Raw genomic sequence first — 17,800 nt, forward strand, 5'->3', positions numbered from 1 at the left:
GAGAGTGCACATGAACATCTTCAAGAAGACACGCCACGGTCTCTGCGCTGTCGCCATGACGACCGCCTTGGCGCTTAACCCGTTCGTCGCCCAGGCGCAGGAGACCGTAAAGCTGGCCCATGCCGAGGGCGAGGGCAACCTGCTGGAAAATCCCTATTGGGCGCTGACGCAGGTTCTGGGTTCCGAACTCGAGACCGGCACGAACGGACGCTACACGCTTCAGGTCTTCCCCAACAAGCAGCTAGGCGACACCGAATCGATTACCGAGCAAACCGCGCGCGGGGTGATCCAGATGGCTACCAGCATCGCCAGCGGTCAGCTCGCGAGCTTCTTCCCGTCAATCCAGATTCTCGACATGCCCTATACCTTCAACAGCACCGACGAGGCGCGCGCCGTGCTTGACGGCCCCTTCGGACAGGAACTGGCCGATGCCGCTGCCAAGGAATCGGGTGTCCGCATCCTGGCCTACCTGCCCTCGGCCTTCCGCAACTTCTCCAGCTCCAAGGCGCCGATCCATTCGCCTGCCGACATGGTCGGCCAGAAGATCCGCGTGCAGCCGATCCCGATCCACCTGAAGATCGTGGAATCCCTTGGCGCCTCGGCCACTCCCATTGCCTGGGCAGAGCTTTACAACGCGCTTCAGACCGGCGTCGCCGACGGTCAGGAAAACGCGCCCTATGTGCTGCTGCTTGCCAACCTGCAGGAGGTCCAGAAGTATTACACCCTCGATAAGCACCTGCTGAACGTGGCGCTGATCGTGGCGAACGAAGACTTCTACCAAAGCCTCTCCGACGCAGACAAAGCAGTGCTGAACTCTGCCGTACGCGAGGCAAAGCTCGCCTTCCTCGGGATCGTGAAGGCAAAAGAATCGCAGGATCTCAAGAAGATCGCCGATGCCGGTGTCGAGATATACCAGCCCACGCCGGAGGAATTCGAGCAGTTTGTCGACGCGACGCGCGACCCGGTGCGTGAGCTTCTGGCGGAAACGGTCGACCAGGAATGGTTCGATAAGCTCGATTCCGCCATCGCAGAAGTCCGTGCCAAGAACGCGTCCAACTGATCCCCACTGTTGTAGCAACCGCTGTCCTGCCTCGCCCGTCGGGGCAGGACGGCCCCAGCAGAGGATCGCACACATGACCCTGATCCTGAAATTCGCAGACATCGCCGGGTGGTTCGCGTCAACCGCTGCGCGTATCCTGCTGATCGCCGTTGTCCTGTTTTTGGTTGCTCAGGTGACCCTGCGCTTCGGCTTCAATTACTCGCTGCCCTGGCCCGAAGAAGCCTCTCGCTATCTGATGATCTGGATCGTGATGCTGACCGCGTCGCAACTTGTCCGGTACAACGAGCTCGTTCGCGTCGACTTCCTCGACAAACTCTGGCCCAAGAAGCTGCTGGTCTGGCGCAACGCGTTGTTTCGCGTCGTTATGATCGCGATGTTCTCGCTGATGGCCTATCACGGCTGGCTACAGGCCGATTTCGCATGGCGCCGCACCACCGCCGCGCTACAGATTTCCTGGTTCTGGCCCTATCTCTCGATCCCCGTTGGCTGCGCCCTGGTCGTGTTTCAGCTCGTCGCCGTGACCATTCGGGAATTCCTCACTGGAGCCGAGGTCACCCCCCATATCGTCGAACTCCAGGAGACCGCCGAATGAGCCTCTCTCTCCTCGTCATCATCGGTATCCTGCTCTTGCTCCTACTGCTCGGGAGCCCTGTCATCTTCGCCATCGGCGTCGCCGCCATCTCGTATTTCTTCGTCGAGCCGAACATGAGCTCGATGCTTTCGGTCGTCGTGCACAAGTTCTTCACCGGAATGGACGTTTTCATCTGGCTATCGATCCCGCTCTTCGTCATCGCCGGCGAGATCATGTCGGCCACCAACATGACCGAACGGCTGCTGGGCTTCTCGCGTCTGCTGGTCGGGCGGCTGCGCGGCGGACTTGCCTATGTGAACGTGGTCGGATCGATGCTCTTCGGCGGCGTCTCGGGATCGGCCATGGCCGACATCGCGGCACTGGGGCCCGTCGAGATCGAGATGATGAAGAAGGACGGCTACGACCGCGACTTCTCGGCCGCGCTGACCGTCAGCTCGGCGATCCAGGGGCCGATAATCCCGCCCTCGATCCCGCTCATCATGTTCTCAAGCCTCACCAATACCTCCGTAGCGGCCCTATTCCTCGCAGGAGCGATGCCCGGCATCCTGCTGGGTCTGGGGCTGATGGTCGTGGTCTTCATCATGGCGCGTGTCAGAAACTTCCCGGCCAATCCCATCCGGGATCTGACTGCTGCGAGGGCGTTCCGCATCATAGTGGATGCATTCTGGTCGCTTTTCATGCCGGTAATCATCATCGGCGGCATCGTCTCCGGCGTCTTTACCGCAACCGAGGCCGCGGCGGTCGCCGTCGCCTACGCGCTGCTGGTTGGCGTCTTCGCCTACCGCAACCTGTCGCTCAAGGAACTCTGGGCTATCCTCGACCGCTCGGCGCGGGTGACAGCCTCGATCTACCTTATTGTCGGCTTCGCCACGATCATCAGCTGGATCATGGCCAACGAACGCCTTCCCGACGTTCTTGAAAGCTTCATCGTCGGGCAGGACGTCGCCCCCTGGGTCATTTTATTGGCGATCAATCTCTTCTTGTTGATCAACGGGCTGTGGATCTCAGACTCGGTGCAGATGTTGCTCTTTGCGCCGCTTTTCACCCCCATCCTCGCCGCTCTCGGCGTCAACCCGGTCCACTTCGGCGTAATCATGACGATGAACATCATGATCGGCCTGCTGACACCGCCCTACGGCATGGCGCTTTATCTGGGATCCGCCGTCAGCGGCGTACCGCTAGGGCGCATCATAAAGGCAAGTCTGCCGATGCTCGCCGCATCGCTCATCGTGCTGATGCTGGTCACCTACGTGCCAGCGATCTCTCTCACCCTTCCCCGCCTTTTCGGCTTCATCAACTGAGGAAACGCATCCGATGACCACCGCACAAGACATTGCGGGTATGCTGCCTGCTACCATCACACCCTTCACGGCATCGGGCGAAGTCAACTACGGCATGATCCCTCGCATCGTCGACCATGTCTTCGCGGGTGGCGCCAAGGGAATCCTGCCCATCGGCGGCACCGGCGAATACACCATGCTGTCGAATGAAGAGCGCCGACGCGTGGTCGAGGTCTCGGTCGAAGCCGCCAAGGGCCGCGGCCCGGTCATCGCCGGGCTGTTGTCACCGGGTTATGCGGACAATATGCTCGTGGCGAAGGACGCAAAAGCCGTCGGTGCCGATGCGGTCATGCTGATCCTGCCCTTCTACGCCACCGGCCACGACCAAGGCATGGCCGACTACGTTCGCCGCTTCCGCGACGAGATCGACATGCCCATCGTCTTCTACGAGATCCCCGGTCGCACCGGCGTCAAGATCGGCATCGATCATATGGCCAAGCTCGCCGAGGAAGGCGTGATCATCGGCATGAAGTTCTCGGACACCGATCTGACCCGCTGCGCGCATCTTGCGGAACTCACGAACGAAAATTTCTGCCTGCTGGGCGGCCAGGAAGGGCTCATGACCTATCAAGCGTCGCTGGGCGCTCGCGGCGCGGTGCTTGCGGCGGCGAACCTCTTCCCGCGCTTTTGGAACCACGCGCTCCAGTTGGGCAAAACCGGACAAATCGCGGGGCTGGTCAAGCATATGGAACTGGCCCGACCGATGATCGACATCGCCTTCATGGAACCGAACCCGGTGCCACTGAAGGTCGGCATGAAGCTCATCGGCATCGACTGCGGCGAGGGTCGTCTGCCGCTGCAACCGCCGAGCAAGGCCACGGTCAGCGCGGTGACGGCGCTGGTCGAAAAGTTCAACGTCGATTGGGGCGTCAAAGAGTATGCCTAAGACACTTGCGTCGGACAGGACGGTCAGCGCTCTGCGGGAGATTGTCGGACCCAAGGGAATCCTGACCGGCGATGACATGGCGGGTTACCTGACGGACTGGCGCGCCCGGTCCACGGGCACGGCGGAGTGCGTCGTGATGCCTGCGAGCACCGAGGAGGTGTCGAAGGTCGTGTCCTACTGTTCCCGGCACGCCCTTCCGCTCTACGTCCAAGGGGGCAACACCAGCTTGTGCGGCGGATCGGTGCCCAGCAAGGCCGGAGGAGACATCCTCCTGTCGACCCGGCGTCTCAACGCCGTGCGCGAGATCGACTCGGTCAGCAACCTGGCGGTCGTCGAGGCCGGTCTTGTGCTGGCCAATCTGCACGAGATCGCCGAAAAACACGACCGTATTTTCCCGATGCACCTGGGATCGGAAGGCACAGCCCAGATCGGCGGGCTGCTGTCGACCAATTCGGGCGGCGTGTCCGCCGTGCGCTACGGGCCGATGCGCGACCTCGTGGCCGGGCTAGAGGTCGTGCTTCCGGATGGCTCGGTAATCTCGCGGCTCAACGGGCTGCGAAAGGACAACCGCGGGTTCGACTGGAAGCATCTCTTCATCGGCGGCGAGGGAACGCTCGGCATCGTCACGGCCGCGGCCCTTAAGCTGCACACGAAGATGGCCGCAAGGGCCGACGCGCTGGTTGCCATCTCCTCTCCGGCGCAGGCGACCGAGGTCTTCCGCGCCGTTCGCGATCGTTTCGACACGCGGCTGATGGCCTGCGAACTCGTCTCCGGAACCGAAGTTTCGCTGACATTGAAACACGTGCCGGGCCTACGCTTTCCGACGCCTGACGTACCCGACTGGATGGTGCTAATCGAACTGGGCGACACCGGCGGAGAGGAAGCGCTGCGCGAGGGCCTGCAGGAATGCCTGGCCGAGCTTTTCGAGGACGGGACGATCGCCGATGCCGTTGTCTGCCAGAATCTGCGCGAAAGCGAGGATCTGTGGAAATGGCGGCACTCCTTCTCGGAAGCCAACAAGAAGGCGGGCCACGGCATCGTCTTCGATCCCGCGCTGCGGGTGAAGTCGGTGCCCGAGTTTATCGAGCGCGCCATCCCGGCCGCACTCGATATGGTCCCCTTCGCGATACCGCTGACGGTCTGCCACCTGGGTGACGGCAACTCTCATCTCATCGTCATGATCCTCAAGGAGGATCTGCCGAAGATCAACGACCTAGAGGAACTCACGCACCGCATGTTCGAACGCATCCACGACATCGTCGCCGATCTGGGCGGGTCGTTCAGTGCCGAGCATGGCATCGGGCGCAAGCTCGTCGAGGAAATGGTGCTGCGCCAGCCCCCGGCCGAGATCGCGCTGATGCGCGCGATCAAGCAGGCGATCGACCCGAAGGGTATCATGTCGCCGGGCGTGCTGCTTGGCTGAATGTCGGAGGCCGCGCTTCGGCGCGGCCCCGTCCTGAAACGAAGAGAGAAAACATGTACGACTTTACGGGCAAGATCGCGGTCATCACCGGCGGCGCCGGCGGTATCGGCGAGGCGGCCGCGGCAGGCTTTGCCCGCACCGGCGCCAAGGTTTACATCATGGACTGGTCGCGGGAGGCGCTCGATGCCGCTGTCGGGCGCTTGTCATCGCTGGGGGACGTGACCCCCATACAGGTGGACGTGACCGATCGTGCGGCACTTGACGCCGCCTTCGCGAAGATCGCCGAGGCCGGCGGGACAGATATCCTCGTGACTTCCGCCGCCATCGTAAAGACCGGCCGGATCCTCGATTTCGACCCCGAGACCTGGACGAAGATTCTCGACGTGAACCTCACCGGCACCTTCCACTGCTGCCAGATCGCCGGGCGCCAGATGAAGGCCAAGGGCAAAGGCCGCATCATCACCGTGAGCTCGGTCAACGGCCAGATCGCCAACACCGGGCGCGGAGCCTATTCCTGCACCAAGGGCGGCGTCGATATGCTGACCCGCCTGCTCGCCAACGAGTTGGGAGACAAGGGCATCACCGCCAACGCGGTGGCGCCGGTACCGGTGGATACGCCCATGGTCCTTCAGGTGCATAGCCCCAAAGACCGCGCCATATGGGAGGACCAGATCCCTGCGAAGCGCTATGCGAAACCGGAGGAAGTCGCCTCGGCCATCCAGTTCCTTGCCAGCGACGAGGCGGCCTATATCAACGGGCACATCCTGAACGTGGACGGCGGTTTCATGGCCTCGGGGGTGATCCTGCGCGAGGAGTAACCCGTCCGGCGGCGCCCGGGGCCGGCAGCCCAATGTTCGGCAAGGAGGCGGATTCAGATCACGCTGATCCCCTCGCCTCCGAGGATGCGCCGGACCGACCCCACGGCCGAGCGAGGCGTGTAGGCTCCCGTCACCCCGCCCAGCGATCGCGACGAAATCCGTAGATCCCAGTTCAGCCCAGGGCCAGTCACTTCGATTTGGTGCATCATCTCGGCCTGCCCCGGCACCGCCACGATCCGGCTCACGGTTTGATCGAAGCCGAGACCCGCCAGCGACACCGCCGCATGCACGTTCACGTTGCGGGGAAAACGATGGCAGGCCCCGCGCGCGGACCCCTCGTAGAGAACCCCTTCGGCATCCGGATCGACCCCCAGGCTCTTGCCGCTCTTGATCGTGGTGATCGTCACGCTTTCGATAAGTCCGCACCCGTCCCCGATCCCGTCGAGCCCGAGCACGGCCCCATGCGGCACGTAGAACCGTCTCCCGCTCGCATGCGCGGCCTCCAGAACGGCGTCTTCGGTCGCGCGATCCGCAAGTGCGGTGCTGCTGAAGGCGCAGAAATCCGCGCCAGCCAGCGTCACCGGGGCCAGCCGCGCCACGATCTCGGGCATGGCAGCTTCGATCACCAGGTCGACCGGACGCCGCAACGCCTCTTCCGCGTCGCTGATCAGGATTCCGGCGGCCAACCCTTGATCGCCGCGCTTGCCGGCGTTGCGCACCAGCACGAAGGCGATCTCGACATCCGGTCTGGAGCGCAACTCTTCGAGGATCGCCTGCCCGATGGCGCCAGCACCGATCACGCCGACCCTTGTGATGCCTGTCATCAATGTCATCCCCTCATCGTTATTCCGCGGCGCGGACAAGGCGGTGGCCGGGCAGCACGTCAGCGAGGAACGCCGCCACATAATCCGACGAAGCCACGTCGAAGAACATATCCACCTGCGTATCATCGCTCCCGCGCAGGAGCACAGCATCGAGATGCATCGCACGCGTCTGTAGCACGCCTCCTACCGGAAAGGCACGTTCGCGCGTGTCCACCGCAGTGAGCAATCTCAGCGCGTCTCGCGTACCTGGGCCGGTCAGACGCAGCCAGCACCAGCCCTCGTCGCGATAGGCATCGTAGCCCTTCACTCCTTCAGCCGCCTCCCATGCGTCGCGCAGGGCCTTCAAGGCTGCGCCGTCGCTCGGGCTTGCAGGCAGCATCAGCGCCTCATCTCGGCCCAGTCGCGCGATGAGCAGGCCATCGCCCTCAGCAACTTGGTTCACCATGTCGGGCAGCGGGACACCCTGCGCCTTCAGCCATGCGGCCGTACCCGAGCCGCGTAGTCCGAAGCGCGGTAGGGGCGACATGTCGGTCACTATGTCGGCGCCCAGCTCCGGGGCGCCTGTCAACAAGGGCAGCCGATTGAGCGGCCAGTGGCGGTGACTGGCAAGCTGAGCGGTCATTCAAAGCTCCTGGCGTGTGTTGTTCGGGTCGTAGAAGGGAAGCGGGACCACCAGCGCTTCGACCTCGCGACCGGTGAAGGACCGGATGCGCAGCGTGGCGCCCGGTACCGCGTCTTCCGGCGCGGCATAGGCCAGGCCGATCCAGCGGCCGAGCGAGGGCGAATGTCCGAACGAGGTCACCTGCCCCACCGGATGGCCGTCGCGCAGAACAAGGGCGGATTCGCCGACATCCCTCGCCAGATCGTCCGGCAATGTGAAGCCGCAGAACCGCCTCTTGTCACCGAGGTCGTGCCGCATCTCGAGGGCGGGCTTGCCGATGTAGAAAGGCTTCTTCTTTGACAACGCCCAACCCATGCCAAGCTCGTCCGGCGTGGTCAGGGCGTCGGTGTCCTGCCCGATGATGATGTGCCCCTTTTCGAGCCGCAGGATACGCGAGGCCTCGAGCCCATAGGGCCGCAGACCCAGCTCTTCGCCTGCCTCCAGCAGCGCCCGCCAAAGCGCAACGGCGCGCGACTGCGGCAGGTGCAGCTCGTAACTGAGTTCGCCGGTGAAGCCGATCCGCATTATCCGCACGGGCAGGCCAGCAAGCGTGCCCACATGCCCATGGAGGAAAGCGAAGCCCTCGCGCGAAAAATCGATATCGCTGCTCAACCGTTCCAGCACCTCGCGGGCATTCGGCCCAGTGAGATTGATGGCGGCAAAGGCCGAGGTGACGTTCTGGATGTCCAGATCCATTCCCCAGATGGTCTTTTGCAGCATCATCTCGGCAAAGACCCGATCCACTGCGCCGGTGGTCGAGGTCACATAGAAATGGTCGTCGGCCATGCGGAAGGCCACGCCATCATCCATGACCGAGCCCAACTCGGTCAGCGACAGACAATAGCGCACCCGTCCCACGGGCTGTTTCGCGTGGGCCATGGTGTAGAAGCGGTCGAGGAACGCCGCCGCCGACGGCCCGCGCAATTCCAGCTTGCCCAGGGTCGAGACGTCAAGGATCCCGGCCGCCTCGCGCACCATGCGAATCTCGCGGGTGACGCCGTCGCGGAAGCTCTCGTCGCGGCGATAGAGAAAGGGCCGCCACCATGTACCCACAGGCTGCATCTGCGCGCCCGCGGCAAGGTGTTCACCCTGTAGGGCTGTGTAGCGGTACCGTTGGGGTGTGGTGTCGGCCAGCAAACCCAGCTTTTCCGGTCCAAAGGGCGGGCGCGAGGTGGTGATGCCCACATCGGCCAGGGTCCGGCCGGTCTGCCCGGCGACGATCCGCGCCGTGGCCAGCGCCGAGTGTCGCCCTTGCGAAGGACCCATGCCCACCGTGGAATAGCGCTTGACCAGTTCCAGTTCGCTGTAGCCGTCGGCCACCGCATTCTTGATGTCCTTGGCCTGCAGGTCCTCGTCAAAATCCACGAAATCGCAGCCCTTGGGGTGGTAGCTCACCTGCGGAGCGCGGCGCCAGCCTTTTTCGGGGGCGATGGTCTCGGCGGGCAGCCCGGTCAGCCCCAGCCCGGCGGCGGCCCGCTGCCCGGCGATTTCGCCGCTGCGCAGCACGCGGATCAGGTTCGAAAGCCCATCGGCGGCCCCGGCAATATGAACATGTGCGGGCAGCCCGGTGATGGCGAATGTGGTGCCACTGGCATCAGACGACAGGCGCGCCCCGGCCTGCAGCGCAAGCTGATAGCCGGGAGTATAGCCCCCCGCAACAACCAGCAGGTCGCACGCCTCGGTCCGCAAGCGGCCGGAACTCAGGCGGATATCGACCGCCTTCAGGTGCAGTCCGCGCCTTGTACCCCTGGCCTCCATGATGGAGGCCCCGCGAAGTACGGTCAGGCCACGCCGCGCCAGATCCAAATCGAAACCGTCACGGTCCTCCGTTTCGGGATCGATGATGGCGGCAACCTCGACGCCTGCGTCCTGCAGGTCGAAGGCGGCGAGATAACCGTCACGGTGTCCGGCATAGACCACCGCCCGCTCTCCGGGACGCACACCGTAGTGTCGCATAAGCCGCTGCACGGCGGAGGACACCATGACGCCGGGCAGGTCATTGTTGCGGAACACCACGGGCTGCTCGTGCGCGCCAGTGGCGAGCACAAGCTCGGCGGCACGGACACGGATAAACCGGTCGCCCCGGACGACCGGCATCCAATTGTCATCGAACCGGCCGTTGCAGACCGCGTCACAAAGCACCTCGATACCCGGCTCGGCGTCAATCTGCGCACGCAGGTCCGCAAGGATGCCTTCAGCCTCGGCATGATCCTCGGCAAAGCGCGCATAAGTCAGCGCGCCGCCCAGCTCCGGCTCGCGCTCGATTAACATCACTTGCGCGCCCGCGCGTGCCGCCGCCAACGCCGCCGAAAGGCCCGCCGGTCCAGCACCCACGACCATCACATCACAATGGCGCGTCTCCTTCACATATCGCTGTGGTGCGGGCGCGAGGCTGACCGTGCCAAGCCCCGCCGCGTTCCGGATGATCGGTTCCCAGAATTTCAGCCACGCGCCTTTGCCTGGCGAAAAAAACGTTCGATAGTAAAAGCCCACGGGCAGAAAGCGGCCCAGATGGTCGATGACGCGGCCCCGGTCGCGCAGGAGCGTGCCATGCAGATTGACCGGCATGACCGCCATGCCGTCCGACACGGCACGGATATCCGCTCGCACGTTCGGTTCGTCGCCGATCTGGACCAGCGTGTTCGCGTCCTGCCCGGCCATGGTCAGGATGCCCCGCGGGCGGTGATACTTGAAGGACCGCGACAAAATCCATTCGCCTTTTGCCGCAAGCGCACTGGCGATGGTATCGCCGGGATGCGCTTCAATCCGGCGCCCCTCGAATGTGAAGCTGATGCGGTGGCTCCGGTCGATGCGGCTTCCCCAGCCGCTGCCAAGTCTCTCAGTCATTCAGCACCCGATGCGTTTGCGGTCCCTGCGCCCTTGAGGTAGGTGCGGAGGATCTCGTCCGTATTCAGATGGCGTTCGGCGATGAACACCGTGTTGGACGGCGTATGCCGCCACCATTCGCGCAGCACGCCCATCGGGTTTGGCGCAAAGAACAGATGCTCCACCAGCGCGCGCCCTTCGGGCGCCTCATCGTCGCGGACCGGACCGAGCCATTGGAATTCCGCGATGTTTCGGGGCCCGTTCACCGGACAGGTCATCACTTTCATGACTTCGCTCCTCAGTGTCCGGCCGCCGTCGCGCCCATTTCGTTCAACAACTCGAAGCGCTCGAAGCGCTCCAGCGTGAAGGGCCGCAGGATCTCGGGAACGCAGCCCTTGGCGATGGTTTCGGCCATGCGCTTGCCGGCGACCGCTGTCGCCTTGAAGCCCCAGGTGCCCCAGCCCGCGTCAAGCCAGTAGTTGTCAAGCGGCGTCGCGCCCATGATCGGGCTGAAATCCGGCGTGATATCGGTGATCCCTGCCCATTGGCGCATGATCTTGACGTTGTGCAGGCAAGGGATGAGTTGCAGTGCCCCAGTGGCCAACGCCTCCTTCTGCGGCAGGCTCGACCGGGTCGAGGCAAGCTGATAAGGGTCGGTGCCGCCCCCGATCACCACCTCCCCGCGCGAGGATTGCACGAGGTAGGTATGCAGGTTCGATGACGACAGCAGGATGTCGAGAAACGGCTTCAGCGGCTGGGTCACCATAGCCTGCAACGGGAAACAGCGGATGGGCAGCGGAATGCCTGCCATCTCACCGATGCGTCCGTTAAGACCGCCTGCTGCTTGGAGCACCTGCCCCGCGATGATGGTGCCGCGGTTCGTATGCACCTCGGTCACACGGGCGCCACGGACCGTCATGCCCGTCACCTCGGTGCGCTGATGGATCTCGACGCCTTTCTCGGCCGCGCGCTTGGCATAGCCCCAGGCCACCGCGTCATGGCGCGCCGTGCCGCCGTCCTCGTGCCAGAGCCCGCCAAGCACCTCATGTGCACCACCCTCGTCCAGGTTCACATGCGGACATATCTCGCGCACTGTCTTCGCATCGACGACCTCGATTCGGGTGCCCATGTGCTTGCCCATCTCGGTGCGCAGCCGGAAGCTGCGCATCGCACCGTCGGAATGCGCAAGGGTGAGCTGCCCGCGCTGCGAAAACATGATGTTGAAGCCCAGTTCCTGGGACATTTCCTCGAAAAGCTGCACGCCTTCCTTGTAGAAGGCGATGGACGGCGGGGTCAGGTAATTCGACCGCACCGTAGTGGTGTTCCGTGCGGTGTTGCCTCCCGCGAGATAGCCTTTGTCCAGCACCGCGACGTTGTGAATGCCGTGATAGTTCGACAGGTAATAGGCCGCCGCGAGCCCATGTCCCCCGCCGCCGATGATCACGACATCGTAGGACCGGCGCAGATCCGGCGTAGGCGGGATGTCCCGGAACGATCGATGCTCTCGCCGCAGCCCGTATTTCAATAGTTCAAGTGGCATTCGCAGACCTCGTTCGCTTACCGCAAACTCACCGGGACTGGCGCCTACCCGCAAGAAATGGAACTTTACCCCCAGACATCGTTTTCGTAATGACCTCAAAAAGAGATCGAGGAATGTTATGCGAACTTTGCCTCACCTGACCTATCTTCAGGCCTTCGAGGCCGCCGCCCGGCACCTCAGATTCAGCCGCGCCGCCGAAGAGCTGAACTGCACCCAATCGGCGATTAGTCAGCGGGTTCGTGCGCTCGAGCAGCATCTCGGACGGCCGCTGTTTCACCGGCGCCGCAACGGACTCGAACTGAGTGAAGTAGGTCAGGCCTACCGCCCCGGCGTAGCCGAAGCACTGGACGTGCTCGAAGCGGCGACGCAAGGGCTGGTAGGGGCTCGGGCGCAGCGCACGGTGACCGTGTCCGCGCCGGTTTCCTTCGCATCGATCTGGCTGGCCCGCAATCTGAGTGATTTCCAGGCTCGTCACCCCGAGATCGAGGTGCGGCTGAACAGCACGATCTGGACCGATCCAAACGTTGACCTCGCAGATCTGAGCATCTCCATTGTGGACCGGGTGCAGCTCACGCCCGACATGACGCATCTGGGCCGCGAGCGCATGGTGCTGGTCGCCCCTCCGCACGAAACCCTGCCCGCTCCCGGTGAAAGCCTGTCAGACTGGGTAAACGGGCGACGGCTGGTCTATATCCAGGGCAAACACCAACTCTGGGAACGCTGGGCCAAGGCGATGGCGGTGAAGCTGGCGCCACAGCGCGCGCCGGTCAAGGTCGACAACACCACAACAGCGCTCGAGGTCATCGCCGGATCCGGCGGGTTGACCGTGGCGTTCTCGACCCATGCCGACCCGGTGATCGCTGCGGGCCGCCTGTCGGCTCCGGCGGGACAAGGGGCCGAGACCTCCCTGGTCCATGTAGCCGCCTTCAATCCGCAACGTCCGGTAACGCCATCGGCGCGCAAGTTCCACGCCTGGCTGACACAGAGTTTTACCGCAGGCTGATCTCAGCCAGCGTCGGTCCCTGCGGTCAGCTTCGGCACCTCGGACGCCCGCTTGGTCGGGGCAGAGAAGAGCAACCTTTGAAGTCGCCCGCGCGACAGCGCTTCATGCTCGATTGCCAGGGCCTCGGAACGGTCCTGATCGCCGTTGCGGATCGCCTCTACCATTTCTCGGTGCTGGCGGCAGGTTTCCTGAAGATGTGCCTCGGTGTCCTTGTCCAGCGGCTTGCCGGGGATGCGCCCCTCGTGCTGCGAAAAGGCCGCCCGGGCAAGGCGGAAATTGCCGATCAGCGCGTGTTCGTAGAAGCGCTGGAAATATCGATTGTGCGCGGCCTCGGAGATCGCGAGATGAAACGAGAGGTTGAGTTCGGAGCGTGCCATGCCGTCTCCCAACTCGATACCGTTTTCGAAAGCCTTCATCGCCTTTTCGATTTTCATGAATTCGGCGGCGGTGCAGTTGCATGCCGCGAGCCGGTGGATCATCCGGCTCGAGACCAGCAGTGCCTCGCCCAGCCGCGGGATCTCGTCGAAATCAAGCGGGGCCACCCGCACGCTGCGTCCATCGCGGATCACTAGGTCGTCGGCAATGAGCTGGATGATCGCCTCGCGCACGGGCGTCCGCGACACCTCCATCGCCTTGCAGAGCGTCGCCTCGTCGATGATCGAGCCGGGACGCAATTCGAGCCGCAGGATGCCCTCACGGATCCTCTCATAAACCTTGCTTCCGTCACGTACCCGCTTGTCGACCATGCCGAATCTGCGCTCTTTCACTTCCGTGCTCCTGTCACGCTAAAGAGCCTGTGGGGAGAACTCAAGAGGCACCCGGCTGCGGTCGGAAACGCGCCCTGGCGTCGAAGTGACCCTGCCCGAAAGGTGCGCATCAGGCCGGTTCGGGATACGCCTCCGCGCGAGCGAAGCGCTCGGCAAAGACGGTTCGGTCCATGTTGCCGCCGCTCAGCACCACCACAGCGCAGCGCCCCTGCAGTTGCAGTCCTCCCGATAACAGTGCCGCGAGACCCACTGCCGCGCCCGGTTCGACCACGAGCTTCGCCTCGTCGAAGAGCGAGTTCACCGCAGAGATCACCTGCGCGTCGCTCACCACCAGTCCACCCGCAAGATGCGCCTTCAGGATCGGGAAAGTCAGCTTGCCGGGAGTTGCCGTGAGAATAGCGTCGCAGATGGACACCGCGCCCTTGAGGTTCTCCACCCGCTCGCCCGCATGGAGCGATCGGCGCAGGTCGTCGAAGCCCTCGGGCTCGGCCGCGTAAAGCGCGGTGGAAGGCGACAGTAAGGTCATCGCCGTGGCTATCCCGGCCAGCAGGCCGCCGCCGCCCGCCGGGCACGTCAGCACATCCGGCACCACACCGAAGCCAGCGCATTGCTCGACGATCTCGAGCCCCACCGTCCCTTGCCCGGCCATGACGCCTTCGTCGTCATAGGGCGGAACCAGCACCGCGCCGGTCTTTGCCTGGATGTCAGCGGCGATCTTCTCCCGATCGTCTTCGACGCGGTCATAGGTGACGACCCGCGCACCCAGCCGTTGCGTGTTGCGCATCTTGATGGCGGGCGCATCCGAGGGCATCACGATAGTCGCGGTGATGCTGAACGCCGCGGCTGCGGCGGCCACGCCTTGCGCATGGTTCCCCGCCGAATAAGCGACGACCCCGCGCGCACGCTCCCCATCGCTCATCATGGCGATGCGGTTGAAGGCACCCCGGAACTTGAACGACCCGGTGCGCTGCAACGGCTCGGCCTTGAGCAATACCCTTCCGCCGGCCATCTCGTTGAGGACAGGCAGCTCCAGAAGCGGCGTCAGGACCGCGTGGCCGCGCAGCCGTCCGCTTGCGGCTTCGATATCCGAAAGGTCGATCATTGGCTGCTCTCGCGAGGGTTCACAGGAAGGAGGGTAGCCACAACACGATGTCGGGCCAGATGGTCAGGATTGCGGCGGCAAGACACATGAGCATGAAAAACGGTGCCGCATAGACCGCCACCCGCAGGATCGAGACGGTGGTTAGATTCTGCAGGATGAACAGGTTGAAGCCCACTGGCGGGGTGATCTGGGCAAGCTCGGTCATGACGACGAGGAAGATGCCGAACCAGATCGGATCGAAGCCCGCAGCGGTGATCAGCGGCAGGGTAATCGGCAGCGACATCACTGTGATGGAGATACCCTCGAGGAACATGCCCAGCACGATGAAGAACACCGCCAGAACCGCGATTAGCTCGTAGGGCGACAGCTCCAGATGCGCGATGTAACTGGCCACCTGCTGCGGCACATGCAAATAGGCCATCGCGGTCGACAGGAAGGACGCGGTGATCAGGATTGCCACGATCATGCAGCTTGTGTGGACGGCGGCGCTCAGGCTGTCGCGGATCACCTTCCAGCTGAGCTGTCGCGTCACAAGGGTCAGCAGCAGAGTCGCCCCAACACCGACAGCGCCCGCTTCGGATGGCGTGGCAAGCCCGCTGTAGATTGAGCCCAGCACCATCAGCACGAGCGCCAGAACCGGTAGCAGCAGCTGGACTCCGCGCAGGATGTCGCTTGTCGCTGAGGGTACGCCGTCAGAAGGCGCGAGACTTTTGTCAACGATGCAGCGCAGCCCGATATAAGCTGAAAACATACCGGCGATGAGCAATCCCGGGACCACACCAGCGAGGAACAGGCGTGAGATAGAGACCTCGGCCAGCACGCCATAGACGATCAGCACGACCGATGGCGGGATCAGAAGACCGAAGCTGCCCGCCCCGGCTAGTGAGCCGTAGTTGAGTGAGCGGTTGTATCCGCGGCGGTCCAGCTCATGCGCGGTAATCTTGCCTACGGTCGCCGTGGTGGCGGCGCTCGACCCGCAGATCGCGGCGAAGAGCGCCGAGCCGAGGACATTGGTGTGAAAGAGCCGCCCTGGCAGGTGATGCACGATGGGCGAAAGCCCCTCGAACATGCGGCGCGAGACATCGGTGCGCAGCAGGAGTTCGCCCATCCAGACGAACAGAGGGATGGCCGCGACCTCGGCCGATGTGGCGCTGCGTATGACAAGCGTGGCCATGATCCGCCCGATACGCATCGGATCCATATCGAGCAGGAAGTAAAGCGAGCTGCAACTGACCAGCAGAAGCCCGGCAAAGACCCAGACGCCTGCGCCCAGAAACAGGACGATCAGCCCCAGGGTGATGACGGCAACGAGGATCGGATCCATACGCTTTACCCTTCGACCGGCGCAGCGTCGGGTTTCATGCCCGAGATCGCGGTTCGGATGGTGGTCACGACGAGCTGCAACAGAAACAGGACAAGCCCGGTAAGGATCACCAGGTCGATTATCCAGGTCGGCACCGCCATCATCGAGGGGCTGACGGAGCCACGCTCGAGGTCACGTTGAAACGTGATCCAGACGACATATGTGAGACCCGACATGACGAGACCCGTCGCCACGAGGCAAAACAGGTCCAGGATCCTCTGGCCCAGGGGCGGCAGTGTGACGATCAGCAGGCTCACGCGGACGTGTCGTCGTTGGTAGAAGGTTTCAGCAAGCCCGAAGAACACCATCCCCGCCAGCGCGTAGCCGACGAATTCGTTCATCGAGTAGGTCGACGTCCTGAAAAAGACGCGCAGCATGATCTCGAGCATGATGTGCAGCATCATGTAGACGATCAACACCTGCGCAATCAGTCTCCCGAACGCCGCAAGCCGCTCGGTCATGATTTCAATCCATTGGAACATCGACGCCTCCTGTTATCGGGAAGGGCACCAAAGCTCCCGAGCGGCACACCGTGGATGTCGCCCGGGGGCGCCAGTTCACTCCGCAGTGGCTTTGGCGTATGCGTCGAGCACCTCTTGTCCTTCAGCACCGACCGTTTTAAGCCAGTCGGCATAGACGACTTCGCCAGCCTCGCGAAGCTCCGCGGCAAATTCCGGCGAGATCTCCTTGGTGATGGTCATGCCGTGACCCTCCATCTCGGTGTAGAGCTCGTCTATACGGGTACGAAGCTGTTCCCAGCCGGTGGTTTCGGCATATTCGGCAGCCGCTAGGATCCAGCCGCGTTGCTCATCGGTCAGGGCCTCCCACTCGTCGCGGTTCACATGGATCATGTTTACCGACTGCGAGTAGTTGATGGCTGTGAAATCGTCGAGAAACTCCCAGAAATTGGCACTGGCGCCACCATCGGCCGAGGTCAGCACCGCCTCGATACCGCCGGAGGCCAGCTGAGGTACCACGTCGCTCCAGCCAAGCTGCACTGCATTAGCGCCGGCCTCCTTGAGCGTCCGGGTACCCGACGCATCCCAGGCGCGCACGGTGAGGTTGTCAATATCTTCAAGCGAGGTGACGGACTTTTTGGCCCAGATCCCCGCAGGCGTGAAGGGCACACCAAATAGCAGCACCTGGTTGTTGCGCTCAAAAGCGGCCTCGTAGGCCGGGCGCGCCACCTCCCAGAGGATATGAGAGGCATCGGTGTCGGCCGCAAGGAAGGGCAGCGACGGCAGCAGGAAGATGGGCTCGATCCCAGCCACCTGTCCGACCGAGGTGCTGGCGATGGGCAGAAGACCGTCGCCCACCGCGTCGAACTGTTCCAGCGAACCGTAGCCGATGGAACCGCCGAAATGGTTGGTGATGCTGATCTCGCCACCGCTCAGTTCCTCGACCTTCTCCGAGAAGGCTTTTTGCGTCTGACCGAGCATGGTTTTCTCGCCATACTCGGTAGCCATGTCCCAGCGGACTTCCTGGGCCACGGCCGAGGTTGCGATCGCGACGAATCCCGCCGCGAATGCGATTGCCTTTGCCTGAATGGTCATAATTCAAACTCCCATTTCATTGCTTCGGTTGCTCTTATTGTT

Annotated in this window: 17 protein-coding genes; 7 read left to right on the plus strand and 10 right to left on the minus strand. The window is 63.3% G+C overall.

What is annotated here, in order from left to right; all coding sequences use genetic code 11:
• Positions 1-10 precede the first annotated feature (10 nt).
• The 6 genes from GM910_RS11510 to GM910_RS11535 all read left to right on the plus strand — a co-directional run bounded on the left by GM910_RS11510 (position 11) and on the right by GM910_RS11535 (position 6,119).
• Positions 11-1,060 carry a TRAP transporter substrate-binding protein gene (locus GM910_RS11510; protein ID WP_159587687.1) on the plus strand — a complete coding sequence of 350 codons (1,050 nt, stop codon included), beginning with the start codon at positions 11-13 and terminating at the stop codon, positions 1,058-1,060.
• 73 nt (positions 1,061-1,133) lie between these two features.
• Positions 1,134-1,652 (plus strand): TRAP transporter small permease, encoded by a 519-nt coding sequence (locus GM910_RS11515; RefSeq protein WP_159587688.1) that lies wholly within the window; start codon positions 1,134-1,136, stop codon positions 1,650-1,652.
• Positions 1,649-2,953 (plus strand): TRAP transporter large permease, encoded by a 1,305-nt coding sequence (locus GM910_RS11520; protein ID WP_159587689.1) that lies wholly within the window; start codon positions 1,649-1,651, stop codon positions 2,951-2,953. Before GM910_RS11515 ends, GM910_RS11520 begins: the two co-directional genes overlap by 4 nt.
• Before the next feature lie 13 nt (positions 2,954-2,966).
• Entirely contained in the window at positions 2,967-3,878 is a 912-nt protein-coding gene (locus GM910_RS11525) for a dihydrodipicolinate synthase family protein (RefSeq protein WP_159587690.1), read from the plus strand.
• On the plus strand, positions 3,871-5,301 hold the full coding sequence (locus GM910_RS11530; RefSeq protein WP_159587691.1) for an FAD-binding oxidoreductase: 1,431 nt from the start codon (positions 3,871-3,873) through the stop codon (positions 5,299-5,301). The genes GM910_RS11525 and GM910_RS11530 overlap by 8 nt, the downstream gene beginning before the upstream one ends.
• A gap of 53 nt (positions 5,302-5,354) precedes the next feature.
• The gene (locus tag GM910_RS11535; RefSeq protein WP_159587692.1) at positions 5,355-6,119 is read left to right on the plus strand and encodes an SDR family NAD(P)-dependent oxidoreductase; all 765 of its coding nucleotides are present in this window, start codon (positions 5,355-5,357) and stop codon (positions 6,117-6,119) included.
• A gap of 53 nt (positions 6,120-6,172) precedes the next feature.
• On the opposite strand, the gene GM910_RS11540 is transcribed toward GM910_RS11535, so the two are convergent.
• The 5 genes from GM910_RS11540 to GM910_RS11560 are packed head-to-tail and all read right to left on the minus strand — an operon-like array spanning position 6,173 to position 11,874.
• Positions 6,173-6,943 carry an aspartate dehydrogenase domain-containing protein gene (locus tag GM910_RS11540; RefSeq protein ID WP_159587693.1) on the minus strand — a complete coding sequence of 257 codons (771 nt, stop codon included), beginning with the start codon at positions 6,941-6,943 and terminating at the stop codon, positions 6,173-6,175.
• A gap of 19 nt (positions 6,944-6,962) precedes the next feature.
• Complete coding sequence (locus GM910_RS11545; RefSeq protein ID WP_159587694.1) at positions 6,963-7,565, minus strand: aminomethyltransferase family protein; 603 nt, start codon at positions 7,563-7,565, stop codon at positions 6,963-6,965.
• Positions 7,566-10,451 (minus strand): 2Fe-2S iron-sulfur cluster-binding protein, encoded by a 2,886-nt coding sequence (locus GM910_RS27620; protein WP_159587695.1) that lies wholly within the window; start codon positions 10,449-10,451, stop codon positions 7,566-7,568.
• Positions 10,448-10,717 (minus strand): sarcosine oxidase subunit delta, encoded by a 270-nt coding sequence (locus GM910_RS11555; protein WP_159587696.1) that lies wholly within the window; start codon positions 10,715-10,717, stop codon positions 10,448-10,450. The genes GM910_RS27620 and GM910_RS11555 overlap by 4 nt, the downstream gene beginning before the upstream one ends.
• Before the next feature lie 11 nt (positions 10,718-10,728).
• Complete coding sequence (locus GM910_RS11560; protein ID WP_246226014.1) at positions 10,729-11,874, minus strand: FAD-dependent oxidoreductase; 1,146 nt, start codon at positions 11,872-11,874, stop codon at positions 10,729-10,731.
• 214 nt (positions 11,875-12,088) lie between these two features.
• Here GM910_RS11560 and GM910_RS11565 point away from each other — a divergent pair, with 214 nt between their 5' ends.
• Positions 12,089-12,973 (plus strand): LysR substrate-binding domain-containing protein, encoded by an 885-nt coding sequence (locus GM910_RS11565; protein ID WP_159587698.1) that lies wholly within the window; start codon positions 12,089-12,091, stop codon positions 12,971-12,973.
• A 2-nt stretch (positions 12,974-12,975) separates the two neighbouring features.
• Here GM910_RS11565 and GM910_RS11570 read toward each other — a convergent pair whose 3' ends face one another.
• The 5 genes from GM910_RS11570 to GM910_RS11590 all read right to left on the minus strand — a co-directional run bounded on the left by GM910_RS11570 (position 12,976) and on the right by GM910_RS11590 (position 17,758).
• The gene (locus GM910_RS11570) at positions 12,976-13,719 is read right to left on the minus strand and encodes a GntR family transcriptional regulator (RefSeq protein WP_159587699.1); all 744 of its coding nucleotides are present in this window, start codon (positions 13,717-13,719) and stop codon (positions 12,976-12,978) included.
• Positions 13,720-13,849: 130 nt separating this feature from the next.
• Positions 13,850-14,842, minus strand: coding sequence for a threonine ammonia-lyase (locus GM910_RS11575; RefSeq protein ID WP_159587700.1), 993 nt, complete (start codon positions 14,840-14,842; stop codon positions 13,850-13,852).
• A 19-nt stretch (positions 14,843-14,861) separates the two neighbouring features.
• The gene (locus GM910_RS11580) at positions 14,862-16,166 is read right to left on the minus strand and encodes a TRAP transporter large permease (RefSeq protein ID WP_159587701.1); all 1,305 of its coding nucleotides are present in this window, start codon (positions 16,164-16,166) and stop codon (positions 14,862-14,864) included.
• A 5-nt stretch (positions 16,167-16,171) separates the two neighbouring features.
• The gene (locus GM910_RS11585) at positions 16,172-16,687 is read right to left on the minus strand and encodes a TRAP transporter small permease subunit (RefSeq protein ID WP_159587702.1); all 516 of its coding nucleotides are present in this window, start codon (positions 16,685-16,687) and stop codon (positions 16,172-16,174) included.
• A gap of 75 nt (positions 16,688-16,762) precedes the next feature.
• Positions 16,763-17,758, minus strand: a complete 996-nt coding sequence (locus GM910_RS11590; protein ID WP_159587703.1) for a TRAP transporter substrate-binding protein — start codon at positions 17,756-17,758, stop codon at positions 16,763-16,765.
• Between the last annotated feature and the right edge of the window lie 42 nt (positions 17,759-17,800).

Origin of the sequence: Chelativorans xinjiangensis, assembly GCF_009812055.1 — a bacterium.
In the GTDB taxonomy this organism is placed as follows: domain Bacteria; phylum Pseudomonadota; class Alphaproteobacteria; order Rhizobiales; family Rhizobiaceae; genus Chelativorans; species Chelativorans xinjiangense.